Raw genomic sequence first — 11,701 nt, 5'->3', positions numbered from 1 at the left:
CCGCCCAGCGCCTGGTCCGGGCCCGCCGGCGCCGCCGCCCGCTGCGGGTGATGGGCCGGGCGCTGCGGGCCGCCCTGAGCCGCAAGCTCGGCATCGCCGTGCTGGCCACCCTGGTCATCACCCTGGTGTCCGGCGCCGTCCTGGTGCACGCCGACCGGGTGAACGGGTTCTGGAAGTCCATCTACGTGACGCTGCTGACGGTGGTCGGCTCGTCCGATGTGGAGATGGAACGCAACGGGGTCGCGCAGGCCGCGCAGCTGGTGCTGACCATCGCCGGGCTGGCCCTGCTGCCGCTGATCACGGCGGCGGTGGTCGAGGGCATGGTGAACGCCCGGCTGGCCCTGTCCAGCGGGCGGGCCGCGGCGGGGCACGAGGACCACATAGTGGTGGTCGGGCTGGGCAACGTGGGCACCCGGGTGCTGCGCCAGCTCGTCGACCTCGGCGTACAGGTGGTCGCGATCGACCGCAAGGCCGACGCCCGGGGTGCGAAGGCCGCCGAGCAGCTGGGGGTGCCGTTCATCGTCGGCGACGCCGCGCGGGAGGAGACGCTGCGGGCGGCCTCCATCGCCACCAGCAAGGCGCTGGTCGTCGTCTCCACCGACGATGTCACCAACCTGCAGGCGGCGCTGAACGCCCGCGCGGTGCGCCCCGACCTGCGGGTGGTGCTGCGGCTCTTCGACGACGACTTCGCGCAGCGGGTGCAGACCGCCTTCTCCATCAACAGCTCGCGCAGTGTGTCCCGGCTGGCCGCGCCCGCGTTCGCCGCGGCGATGCTGGACCGCGACGTGCTCGCCACGATCCCGGTCGACCGGCACGCGCTGCTGGTGGCCGGCGTGCAGGTCTACGCCGGGTCCCCGCTCGACGGGGCGACGCTGAGCCAGGCCGACCGGCCGCTGAGCGTGCGGGTGATCGGGCTGTCCGCGGCCGGCTCCGAGTGGGTGGACTGGGCGCCGGACCCGCGGCGGATCCTGGCCGCCGGCGACCGGGTGATGATCGTGGCCCGGCGGGCCGGCCTGCGGGCGCTGGTCGAGCACGCGACGCCGCCCGCCGAGCCGACGATGCTCGACGAGACGCCCTAGGGCGGCAGGTCAGAGCGTGATCGGCGCGTCCACGTCCTCGCTGACCGGCTCGCCGTCGGTCAGGGCGCTCACCTCGACGCCCAGGACCGCCTGCTCGTCCGGCTTGTGGGCCAGCACGTCGGTCAGATACGACTGCACGGCCGGGCCCATGCCCACGTCCCGGCCGGCCCGCTCGGACAGCAGCCACTTGTGCTGGATGATCTGCGAGAAGATCTCCTGCGGCTCCAGCTTGCGGCGCAGGTTGGCCGGCACCGCCCGGACCACCGGCTCGAAGACCTCGGTCAGCCAGCGGTGCGCGGCCTGCTGCTCGTCGACCAGGTCCGACTCCGCCCGGTACGCGTCCAGGTCGTTGAGCAGCTGCCGGGCCTGGTTCTCCTCGGCGTCCAGGCCGGTCAGGCGCAGCAGCCGGCGGGTGTGGTAGCCGGCGTCCACCACCTTGGGCCGGACCCGGTAACCGCCGTCCACGGTGGACATGTCCACCTCGGCGACGTCGAAGCCCAGCTCGTTGAGGCGGCGGATGCGACCCTCGATGTCGTGCCGGGCGTCACGGCGCACCTCCTGCTCGTACGTGACCTCGTGCCACAGCCGCTCGTAGCGGGCCACGATGTCGTCGACCACGGCCTCCGGGTCGATCGCCTCGTGCAGCAGCTCCGCGGCCTGCAGGTCCAGGCACTCGCCGAAGATGTTGAGCCGCAGGATCTCGATGTCCTCGCTGCGCTGGCCCTCGGAGAGCTTCGGGTAGAGGTTGCCCGTCTCGGCGTCGACCAGGTACGCCGCGAAGGCGCCCGCGTCCCGCCGGAACAGCGTGTTGGACAGCGAGCAGTCACCCCACGAGAAGCCGATGAGATGCATCCGCACGATCAGCGCGGCGAGCGCGTCGAGCAGCCTGTTCATCGTCTCGGGCCGCAGGGTGTGGGAGAACAACGCCCGGTACGGCAGCGAGAACTGCAGGTGCCGGGTGATCAGCACCGACTCCAGCGGCTCGCCGTCGTCGTCCTGGCGGTCGTTGACGATGGCCACCGCCTCCACCGCCGGGAAGTCGATCCGCTCCAGGGCGCGGAGCAGGTCGTACTCCTTCTCGGCGATCCGTTCCCGGGTCTCCTTGAGGGCGTAGACGGTTTCGTTGAGCTTGACGAAGCGGACGATGTGCCGCGAGATGCCCTGCGGCAGCGCGACCAGGTGGGACGCGGGCCACTCCTCGAGCGGCACGTTCCACGGCAGGTCCAGCAGCGCCGGGTCGACTAGGGCGGACGTGATGCGCACGAGCCCAGTGTGCACGCTGCGGGGCGCACGTCGCTGCCGCACGTGGCTCGTTACACAGAAGCGAGATCGCCGGATTGTTTCGTATGTCGGCGATGTGACTCGAGGGGCAGGAGTGAATTTGCGACGCGCGGTGAGCATCGTCGTCGGGGCGAGTGCGGCCCTGGCACTGGCCGGCACTGCCGGTGCGGCGGCCTGGAAGTACTCGGCGGACGAGGGTCGCCCGGTCGGCTCCTGGCAGGAGGCGGGGTCAGCCCGTACCCCCGTCGCTGCGCAGCAGCCCGCGGCCACGACCGGCACGGCCGGGACCCCGAGCAGCAGCCCGGCTGCCGACACCGACACCCGGACCGCGAAGCCGCAGGCCAGTGCGTCCGCGTCGGCCTCGCCGGCCGAGCCCGGCGGCCGGACCGCCGAGTCCGCCACGGCCAAGGGCGGCGACGGCCGGCAGAAGGTCGGCGAGCTGCTGTCGATCGACAAACTGCTGGGGTACGGCGCCCCGGAACGTGAGGTGTTCCACTACCCGCGGGCCTCCTACGTCAAGGTGCACTTCAGCCGCATGGCGATGCTGCCGGGCGACTACGTGACGGTCTCCGACGGCAAGGGCCGCGAGTCCTACCGGTACGACGCGCCGCGGCTGCTGGACGGCGTGTCCACCGACCGCTGGGCCATGTCGATCACCGGTGACACCGCGGTCGTCGAGATGCACCGCGGGGGCGGCAACCTGGTCGGCTCGCTGCTCGGCCGGCTCGGCGTGAACGTGGACCAGGTGGCCCGCGGCTACTCGCGCAAGGAACAGGCGCGCGTGCCGGAGTCCCAGCTCACCGCCCCCGGGCGGACGGGCCGGGAGGAGTCGGTCTGCGGCTCGGACGAGAGCAGGGACGCGGTCTGCTACCGCTCGGCCGACCCGGTGGCCTACACCCGTTCCAAGGCCATCGCCCGGCTGCTGATCAACGGCACCGAGCTGTGCACCGGCTGGCGGGTCGGCAGCAAGAACCGGATGCTGACCAACAACCACTGCTTCGACAACTCGGCGAACGCGTACGAGACCGAGGTGTGGTTCAACTACCAGTGCGCGACCTGCGGCGGCTTCGAGGTCTTCAAGCCCACCAAGGTCTGGGGTGACAAGGTGCTGGCCACCGAGCACGTGCTGGACTTCACACTCTTCACGGTGGAGAACTTCCGCTCGGTGCAGAAGTTCGGCTACCTGAGCCTGGACACCGCAAGGCCGACGAAGGGCCAGGAGCTCTACGTGCCGCAGCACCCGGCCGGCGAGCCGACCCGGATCGCCGGGCGCAACGGTGCCCGGGCCGGCACCTGCGCCGTCGCGGACCCGGCCTTCGACGGGTACGCCGCGGACTCGGACGTCTCGTACTACTGCGACACCGAGGGTGGATCCAGCGGCAGCCCGGTGCTGTCCCGCAAGACCAACCGGGTGGTGGCGCTGCACCACTTCGGCGGCTGCCCGAACTCCGGAGTCCGCGCCGACCTGCTGAACGCCAAGATCAAGTCGTATCTCTGACGTACCGTATGCGCCATGCGGGCTCCGGCGGCGACAGTGACGAGACGCGGCCGGCTGCTGCCCTGGCTGATCGACCTGGCCCTGCTGGCCGGCTTCGTCGTGCTGACCGTCGCCCTGGCCCGGGGTCACCTGCTGACCCTGGACGAGCGGGTGGCCGACTGGGCCGGCGAGCACCGGCCCACGCCGCTCTACGTGCTGCTGCGGGTGTTCAACTACCTCGGCCAGGGCGGCCAGGTGCTGATGCCGGTCGCGCTGCTGCTGGCCGGGCTGGTGGCCTGGCGGCGGCGCTCGGTACGGCCGCTGCTGGTCTTCGCGGCGGTGTTCGTGCTGACCTACGTCACGATCGGCCCGCTGAAGATCTGGCTGGACCGCGCGGCCCCGGCCTTCGACGGCCCGGACCGGCTGGTGCTGTTCAACGCCCACGCCTCCGGCATCGAGGCGATGAGCTACCCGTCCGGGCACGTGGCGAACGCGCTGGCCTGGTACGGCGTCATCGCGGTGCTGCTCAACGCGTTGCTGCGGTCGCTGGACCGGCCGGTGCTGTCGCCGCGGGCATACCTCGCGTTGCGGGTGCTGCCACCGGCCATCGTCTTCTGCACGACGACCTGGCTGGCCTTCCACTGGATCACCGACTCGGTGGCCGGACTGCTGCTCGGCCTGATCCTGACCCGGCTGCTGGCCCGCATCCCGTGGGACACGATCCCGCTGCCCGGCCTGCCCCGGGGCATCGACCGCCCGGCCGGGCTGCAGGCCCCGCAGTTCTTGTCGTAGGCCCGGTTTACGATGCTGGACAGTGAGCCGGACTGAGCGACCCATCGTGGACCGCGCGGCTACGGGGGGCGGGTGAATTAAGGTCACTGGCGAGTCTCGGGACCCCAAAGGTATTCCGTGACACCGCCCCCCGCTCGGTCTTCTGAAAGCTCCGCGTGACCGGACACCGGCGATTGCGTAGTTGCCCTACCCTCTGAGGCGTCAGGACCCGTTAGCGGTTCGAGAGGACAGCTCAGCGATGACGCTTCCCAGGATGTCCCGACGCCACGCCCACCCCGTCGATCACCCGGCCGCGATCCTCTCCCGTCCGCGCGCGAGGGTGCACCGCGATCCTGACCCCCGGTCCGGCCCGGAATTCCGGGACGTGGTCGCGGTGGGATCGGCGCTCCTGCTGCTGCTGTTCATCATCAAGTCGTACGGGGTCGCCCACTATTCGCTCACGACCACCACCGCGCTGCTCGTCGCGACGCCGAGTCAGGTGGCGCTGGGCACGGTGACGATCTACGCGTACTACGTGCTGCCGGCCGTCGCGCTCGGCACGGCCTGGTTCGCCGTCATGTTCCGCGACCGGATCCGGCCGGCCTTCTGGCCCCTGATCGCGATCGTGGTGATCCTGACAGCGCTGGCCTCACCGCTGACCTACCTGGTCCGCGGGGTGGCTGTGCTGCTGGTGGCGGTCTGGCTGGAGATGGTGATCCGGCGCTACCGGCGGGTGTGGGCGGACCTGCCCGGCGAGCTGGGCCGTCGCCGCCGCCGGATCCTGTCCGGACTGCGCGGGCTGTCCATCGTCTACCTGGGCGCCGGCGCGATGGCCGGTCTCTTCCTCTTCAGCCTCGACGTCCCGTGGGTCTCGGCCCAGGCCTTCCAGGTGACCGACCCGGCGGTGGTGTCCACCCAGAACAAGCAGGTCCGCGCCGATGAGCTGACCATCGAGACGGCCAACCGCTTCGTCGGCTACCCGATCGACGAGAACGAGGAGTGGGTGACGGTCCTGCACGCCGACACCCGGTACATCATGCGCATCCCGCAGTCGCAGGTGCAGTTCCGGCTGACCTGCCACAACGAGGCGGACCAGCTGCACGGGGACCGCCCGCTGTTCGAGGCGTTGCAGGGCAACCCGTACGTCTCGCACAACATCGACTGCCGGAAGGTGCTGAACGACCTCGAGCAGAGGCCGCTGGGCAAACCGTTCCCGCTGCAGTGACGCCGGTCAGAGCCAGGCGCCGGCGCGCATCACGCGCTTGACCGTCAGATCCGGCGCCAGCACGACCAGATCCGCGCGCAGCCCCGCTTCCAGCGCCCCCACTTCGTCGGCCAGGCCCAGGACGCGGGCCGGTGTCGTCGCCGCCATCTCCGCCGCCGCCGGCAGGTCCAGTCCCGCGCCCACCGCCTGCCGGAACGCCGCGTCCATGGTCAGTGTGCTGCCCGCGATCGAGCCGTCGCGGACCAGCCGGGCCACCCGGTCGGCGACCGTCACCTCCTGGCCGCCCAGTTCGTAGCGGCCGTCCGGCATCCCGGCCGCGTCCATCGCGTCGGTGACCAGTGCCGTGCGGTCCGGTCCGGCCGCGTGGGCCGCGAAGCGCAGCATCCCGTCGTGCAGGTGGATGCCGTCGGCGACCAGTTCGCAGACGATCGTGGGGGAGTCCAGCAGGGCGATGATCGGGCCCGGCTCGCGGTGGTGGGCCGGTCGCATGCCGTTGCACAGGTGGGTGCCGACGGTCGCGCCGGCCGCGACCCCGGCCAGGGTCTGCTCGTACGTCGCATCGGTGTGTCCCAGGGCCGCGACGACCCCGTGCCCGGTCAGGTATCTCACCGCGTCCAGGGCGCCGGGCAGTTCGGGGGCGATGGTGACCATCCGGACCGCGCCCTGGCCCAGCTCCACCAGGGCGGTCAGTTCCTCCAGCGACGGCTCGCGCAGGAAGGCCGGGTTCTGCGCACCGCAGCGGGCGTGTGACAGGTACGGCCCCTCGTAGTGCACCCCGGCGATCGTGCCGTCGGCGACCAGGGGCCGGTACGCCGTCGTGGCCTCGCGCATCAGCTCGTACGGGGAGCTGACCAGGCTGGCCAGCATCGTCGTGGTGCCGTGCCGCAGGTGGAAGGCCGCCGCCGCGCGGGCCGCCGCCGGGTCGCCCTGGGTGAACGTGTGCCCGCCGCCGCCGTGGCAGTGCAGGTCCACGAAGCCCGGGACGATGATGTCGTCGCCCGGGTGGGCCCGTTCCGTGACGTCCAGAATCGTCGGCCCGTCCACCTCCACGTACCCGGGGACCACTGCCCCGGGCCGGACGACGCGGCCGCTGATCTTTTCCGTCAAGGTGCCTCCAGGGTGTCGAGGGCCAGCAGGGCCGCGCCGAGGCAGCCCGCGGTATCGCCGAGGGCCGCGCGCACGATCCGCGGCATCCGGTGGAAGGTGATCCGGGCGTCCAGGGCGATCCGCAGCGGGGCGAGCAGGGCCTCCCCGGACTCGGCGAGCCCGCCGCCGAGCACCACGATCCCGGCGTCGTACAGCGCCTGGGCGGTGAGCAGGCCGTCCGCGAACGCCTCGACGGCCTCGGTCCAGACGGTCCGGGCCAGCTCCTCGCCGGCGGCCGCGCGGGTGACGACGTCGGAGGCGGTGACCCCGGTGATGCCGGAGAGCTCCACGTAGCGGCGGCCGACCGCGGACGCCGACGCCACCGATTCGAGGCAGCCGCGGGCACCGCAGCCGCAGGGCGGGCCGCCGGGGCGCACGATGACGTGGCCGACTTCGCCGGCCGCGCCGTGCGCGCCCGCGAACGCCTTGCCGTCGACCACGTGCGCGGCGGCGATGCCGGTGCCGATCGCGATGAAGAGCACGTGCCGTTCCTCGCGGCCCGCGCCGAGGCGGGCCTCGGCCATGCCGCCCACCCGGACGTCGTGGCCGAGCGCGGCGGGCACGCCCAGGCGGTCCGAGACGAGAGCCCGCAGCGGTACGTCGCGGAAGCCCACGTTGCTGGACCACACTGCGGTGCCGGTCTGCTCGTCGACGACGCCGGGCACCGCGACACCGGCGGCGACCGGGGTCAGCCCGTCCGCGCGGGCCCGGTCGGCGAGACCGGCGGCGACGTCGAGGATGTTCGCGGTGACCGCCTCGGGTCCCCGGGCCGCGAGCGTGGGGTGCCGCTCGGCGTGGTGGACCGTGCCGTCCGGCCGTACCAGGGCGCACTTCATGCCGGTGCCGCCGACATCCAGCGCCACCACGACGTCGTTGCTCACGGTGCTACCTCTCGCCGCGCAGGCCGGGGCGGGCGCTCACGTGAGGACGACCGAGCGGGTCAGGTTGCGCGGGTGGTCGGGGTCGAGCCCCTGGCTGGTGGCCAGCAGCACGGCGACGCGCTGGGCCACGACGAGGTCGGCCATCGGGTCGAGCGGGGCCCGGCCGCCGCACCAGCTGCCCAGCGCGGCGTAGCCGCCGTTGTAGCGGCTGTGCACGAACGCGGCGCCGGTCGCCTCCACGTCGTCGGCCAGGCCGGCCGGGATCTCGCCGAACGCCCAGACCACCCGGCCGGGGCCGGCGATCGAGATGGGTCCGTGCCGGTAGTCCATCGCCGGGTACGCCTCGGCCCACCACGCCGCGGCCTCGCGGCACTTGAGGGCGGCCTCCTCGGCGAGCCCGATCGTCCAGCCGCGGCCGAGGAAGGTGATCTGCTGGGCCAGCGCGGGGTGCACGGGCAGCGGCAGGCGGACGGCGACCTCGGCGTCGGCGGCGATCGGCTCGATGTCGACGCCCAGGTGGGCCCGGAGCATCGCCAGGGTGCTGGTGGCGAACCGGGTCTGCACGACGGAGAGCTCGTCGGCGAAGTCCAGCACCACCGCGTCCTTGGCCACCGCGGCGGCCGGCTCGGCGCCGTCGGCGGTGATGACGGTGGTCGGCGTCCGGCCGTCCAGCGCGTCCAGCAGCTCGATGACCTCGGTCGTCGTGCCGGAACGGGTGATCGCGACGACCCGGTCGTAGCTGCGGCCGAGCGGGAACTCGGAGGCCTGGAAGGCGTCGGTCTCGCCGAGGGCCGACTGCTCCCGCAGGGCGGCGTAGGCCTTCGCCATGAACCAGGAGGTGCCGCAACCCACGACCGCGACCCGTTCGCCCGGGCCGGGCAGGCCGGGCGAGTCGGCGAGTTTGGCGGCCTGCAGCCAGCAGTCGGGCTGGCTGGCGATCTCCACCTTGACGTGACTCATGGCAGTTTTCCCTACAATCGCCTGCGCAGATGCGCTCGGTTCACCGGTATTTCGAGCGTCATTCTGCGTGGAAGGTCTGCGCATCCGCAACCACCGGAGCGTGTTCGAGCAGGCACGCTCTTTGCTTCGTGAGGTTTCGCGCACTAATGTGCACACTCTTATCACGAAACGTGCAGCAGGGAGCTCGGGTGGACCGGTACGCGCGGTGGAATGCCCTGCTCGAGTTACTGGCCGAGAGCGGCCGGGTCAGCGTCGAGGACGCCGCCGGCCGGCTCGACGTCTCGCAGGCCACCATCCGCCGCGACTTCGACCAGCTCGCGCAGCAGCAGATGATCACCCGGACCCGGGGCGGCGCGGTCGCCAACGGCGTCTCCTACGACCTGCCGCTGCGCTACAAGAGCGCCAAGCACTCGGCGGAGAAGCAGCGCATCGGCGAGGCGGCGGCCAACCTGGTGGTGCCGGGCACCGTGGTCGGGCTCAACGGCGGCACCACCATGACCGAGGTGGCCCGGGCCCTGGCGGTCCGGCCCGACCTCAACACCAGCGGCGACGGCGCCCAGCTGACCGTGGTCACCAACGCGCTGAACATCGCCAACGAGCTGCTGGTCCGTTCCCGGATGAAGATCGTGGTGGCCGGCGGCGTGGTCCGCCCGCAGTCCTTCGAGCTGGTCGGCCCGCTCGGCGGGGCGCTGCTCAAGGAGGTCACCCTCGACATCGTGCTGCTCGGGGTGGACGCGCTCGACGTGGAGCTCGGCGCGGCGGCCCACCACGAGGGTGAGGCGGCGATGAACAGCCTGATGGTCGCCCGGGCCAAGCGGGTCGTGGTGATCGCCGACTCGTCCAAGCTCGGCGGCCACGCCTTCGCCCGGATCTGCCCGATCAGCAAGGTCGAGACACTGGTCACCGACTCCGGGGCACCGGAGGAGCTGCTGGCCGGCTTCCGCGACGCTGGCGTCCAGGTCGTCTGTGCCTGAGCCCGCCCCTACTCGCCGATCTCGCTGACCTCGGCGAACGGTTTGTTGATGTTCCAGGCCACATGGATGATGAAGCTGTGGTTGACCTCGTTGAAGTAGACCGCGAGGTTGTCCGGGCTGTTCTGCACCGTCGCCACCGAGAAGCCGTCGCTGGGCGTCGCGGTGACCACCTTGACGTTGTCCTCGGTCACCCGGATCACCGCGGAGCCGCCCTCGACCCGGAACGAGCGCACGTACGACTTGCTGCCGTCACCGTCCGTGGTCACCGTCCAGCCGTCCTCGGTCGTGGTGGTGCTCTCGGCGGGAGCGGTGGTCGTCGTCGTCCGCGGCGGGGACGGCGTGGCCGAGGTGCGCGCCGGCGCTGAGGTCGGCCGCCGCGTCCTGGTGGTGGTCGTGGCGCTGGGCTCCGGCTCGGGCTCCGCGGTGGGGGACGTGCTGGGCGGCGGCAGCGGCGAGGGCCCGGCCTGCCCGGAGTCGCGCAGCTGATCCACCGAGACGAGCGAGCTCTCGTCCGGCGTCGCGGTGCGCAGCACGGGCAGCATGGCCACCGACGCCAGCGCCACGCTGGTGACGGTCGCGGCACACCAGCCGAGCACGGGAGCCAGGGGAGATCGCACGCGACCATGATCCCACTTGGTTCTAGGGTGTCGCCATGGCGCTGATTCTGCTGGTCGAGGACGATCGCTACATCACGGCCGCCCTGACCCGGGCGTTGTCCGACGCCGGGCACGTGGTGCGGCCGGTCGGCCAGGCGACCGAGGCGCTCCGGATCCTCACCCAGGAACGGCCCGATCTGGTGATCCTCGACCTGGGCCTGCCCGACATCGACGGCACGGACGCCCTGCGGATGATGCGGCAGGTGTCCGAGGTGCCGGTCATCGTGGCCACCGCCCGGCGGGCCGAGGCCGACATCATCACGCTGCTCAGCGCCGGCGCCGACGACTACGTGACCAAGCCGTTCTCCGGCGGGCACATCCTGGCCCGGATCGAGGCGGTGCTGCGGCGGACCCGGGCCGCGGCCGACACCACGCCCAACACCATCACCGTCGGTGAGCTGACGATCAGCCCGCGGCAGCGCAAGGCGTCGTTGCACGGCAAGCCGCTGCAACTGACCCGGCGGGAGTTCGACGTGCTCACGTACCTGGCCGAACGGGTCGGGCAGGTGGTCAGCCGGCGCGAGCTGCTGACCGAGGTGTGGAACCAGTCGCGGATCGGCGAGGAGCAGACCATCGACGTGCACATCTCCTGGCTGCGCCGCAAGCTCGGCGAGACGGCCGCCGCGCCCCGGTTCCTGCACACCGTGCGCGGGGTCGGCGTGATGATGGTCGAACCCCAGTGAGGTGGGAACAGTGAGGTGGCAGCTGAACCGGCTGGCCCTGGCCATCACGTCGATGGTCGCTCTGGCGTTCCTCGTGCCGCTCATCTTCGCGACCCGGCAGATCGCCCACGACCGGGCCATCGGTGACGCCCGCCAGCAGGCCGCGGCCATGGTCGCCGCCCTCGCCGTGAACGCCGATCCCAAGCTGCTGACCAGCGCCGTTGCCAGCACGGTGGCCGGTAGCGCGGGCCGGCTCGCGGTGCACCTGCCCGGCATCGCCCCGGTCGGCACCACCCACGTGACCGGCACGGACGTCGCCTCGGCCACCTCCTACCGGCGGCCGGTGACCGCGCCGGCGGCCGGCGGCCTGGCCTACCTGCAACCCAGCGTGCTCAGCGACGGCCGGGCGGTGGTCATCGAGGTCTACGTTCCCGAGGCGGAGATGCGGCGCGGGGTGTGGCCGGCCTGGTTCGCCCTCGGTGGCCTGGCCATCGCCCTGGTGGCCGGCTCGACGCTGGTGGCCGACCGGCTCGGCAGCCGGCTGGTCCGCGCGACCCGGGACCTGGCCGGCTCCAGCCGCCGCCTCGGC

11 protein-coding genes and 1 pseudogene are annotated in these 11,701 nt (G+C 72.2%); 7 read left to right on the top strand and 5 right to left on the bottom strand.

Annotation, left to right across the window (positions count from 1 at the left end; all coding sequences use genetic code 11):
- Positions 1 to 1,079 (top strand): NAD-binding protein (locus AB0C29_RS15495; protein WP_360820606.1); only part of this gene is annotated, 1,079 nt, incomplete at its 5' end.
- Between the two features lie 9 nt (positions 1,080 to 1,088).
- Here AB0C29_RS15495 and AB0C29_RS15490 read toward each other — a convergent pair.
- Positions 1,089 to 2,342, bottom strand: coding sequence for a DUF4032 domain-containing protein (locus AB0C29_RS15490; protein ID WP_360820604.1), 1,254 nt, complete (start codon positions 2,340 to 2,342; stop codon positions 1,089 to 1,091).
- Between the two features lie 112 nt (positions 2,343 to 2,454).
- On the opposite strand from AB0C29_RS15490, the gene AB0C29_RS15485 reads away from it, so the two are divergent.
- The 3 genes from AB0C29_RS15485 to AB0C29_RS15475 all read left to right on the top strand — a co-directional run bounded on the left by AB0C29_RS15485 (position 2,455) and on the right by AB0C29_RS15475 (position 5,833).
- Positions 2,455 to 3,858, top strand: a complete 1,404-nt coding sequence (locus AB0C29_RS15485; RefSeq protein WP_360820602.1) for a serine protease — start codon at positions 2,455 to 2,457, stop codon at positions 3,856 to 3,858.
- A gap of 15 nt (positions 3,859 to 3,873) precedes the next feature.
- Positions 3,874 to 4,629, top strand: coding sequence for a phosphatase PAP2 family protein (locus AB0C29_RS15480; protein ID WP_360820600.1), 756 nt, complete (start codon positions 3,874 to 3,876; stop codon positions 4,627 to 4,629).
- Positions 4,630 to 4,882: 253 nt separating this feature from the next.
- Entirely contained in the window at positions 4,883 to 5,833 is a 951-nt protein-coding gene (locus AB0C29_RS15475) for a hypothetical protein (protein ID WP_360820598.1), read from the top strand.
- Positions 5,834 to 5,839: 6 nt separating this feature from the next.
- Here AB0C29_RS15475 and nagA read toward each other — a convergent pair whose 3' ends face one another.
- The 3 genes from nagA to AB0C29_RS15460 are packed head-to-tail and all read right to left on the bottom strand — an operon-like array spanning position 5,840 to position 8,820.
- Positions 5,840 to 6,940: an N-acetylglucosamine-6-phosphate deacetylase gene (gene nagA, locus AB0C29_RS15470; protein WP_360820596.1), complete on the bottom strand. Its 1,101-nt coding sequence runs from the start codon at positions 6,938 to 6,940 to the stop codon at positions 5,840 to 5,842.
- Positions 6,937 to 7,860, bottom strand: coding sequence for an ROK family protein (locus tag AB0C29_RS15465; RefSeq protein ID WP_360820594.1), 924 nt, complete (start codon positions 7,858 to 7,860; stop codon positions 6,937 to 6,939). The genes nagA and AB0C29_RS15465 overlap by 4 nt, the downstream gene beginning before the upstream one ends.
- A 36-nt stretch (positions 7,861 to 7,896) precedes the next feature.
- Positions 7,897 to 8,820, bottom strand: a complete 924-nt coding sequence (locus tag AB0C29_RS15460; RefSeq protein WP_360820593.1) for a sugar isomerase — start codon at positions 8,818 to 8,820, stop codon at positions 7,897 to 7,899.
- A 188-nt stretch (positions 8,821 to 9,008) separates the two neighbouring features.
- Here AB0C29_RS15460 and AB0C29_RS15455 point away from each other — a divergent pair, with 188 nt between their 5' ends.
- Positions 9,009 to 9,794, top strand: coding sequence for a DeoR/GlpR family DNA-binding transcription regulator (locus tag AB0C29_RS15455; protein ID WP_360545950.1), 786 nt, complete (start codon positions 9,009 to 9,011; stop codon positions 9,792 to 9,794).
- A gap of 8 nt (positions 9,795 to 9,802) precedes the next feature.
- Here AB0C29_RS15455 and AB0C29_RS15450 read toward each other — a convergent pair whose 3' ends face one another.
- Complete coding sequence (locus AB0C29_RS15450) at positions 9,803 to 10,336, bottom strand: DNA mismatch repair protein MutL (RefSeq protein ID WP_360820608.1); 534 nt, start codon at positions 10,334 to 10,336, stop codon at positions 9,803 to 9,805.
- Positions 10,337 to 10,446: 110 nt separating this feature from the next.
- Here AB0C29_RS15450 and AB0C29_RS15445 point away from each other — a divergent pair, with 110 nt between their 5' ends.
- Positions 10,447 to 11,133: a response regulator transcription factor gene (locus AB0C29_RS15445; protein ID WP_360820591.1), complete on the top strand. Its 687-nt coding sequence runs from the start codon at positions 10,447 to 10,449 to the stop codon at positions 11,131 to 11,133.
- A gap of 10 nt (positions 11,134 to 11,143) precedes the next feature.
- Positions 11,144 to 11,701 (top strand): annotated as a pseudogene (locus tag AB0C29_RS15440) (two-component sensor histidine kinase); the annotation flags it as partial.

The organism is Actinoplanes sp. NPDC048791 (assembly GCF_040650095.1).
Lineage (GTDB): Bacteria > Actinomycetota > Actinomycetes > Mycobacteriales > Micromonosporaceae > Actinoplanes.
Note: the sequence above shows the minus strand (reverse complement) of the source record. Positions and strands in the feature narration are given on the sequence as shown.

Bases quoted from the DNA above. Each gene is read 5' to 3' on its own strand.
- AB0C29_RS15480 (WP_360820600.1), top strand. From the start codon at position 3,874: ATGCGGGCTCCGGCGGCGACAGTGACGAGACGCGGCCGGCTGCTGCCC.
- AB0C29_RS15475 (WP_360820598.1), top strand. From the start codon at position 4,883: ATGTCCCGACGCCACGCCCACCCCGTCGATCACCCGGCCGCGATCCTC.
- AB0C29_RS15460 (WP_360820593.1), bottom strand. From the start codon at position 8,820: ATGAGTCACGTCAAGGTGGAGATCGCCAGCCAGCCCGACTGCTGGCTG.
- AB0C29_RS15450 (WP_360820608.1), bottom strand. From the start codon at position 10,336: ATGCTGCCCGTGCTGCGCACCGCGACGCCGGACGAGAGCTCGCTCGTC.
- AB0C29_RS15445 (WP_360820591.1), top strand. From the start codon at position 10,447: ATGGCGCTGATTCTGCTGGTCGAGGACGATCGCTACATCACGGCCGCC.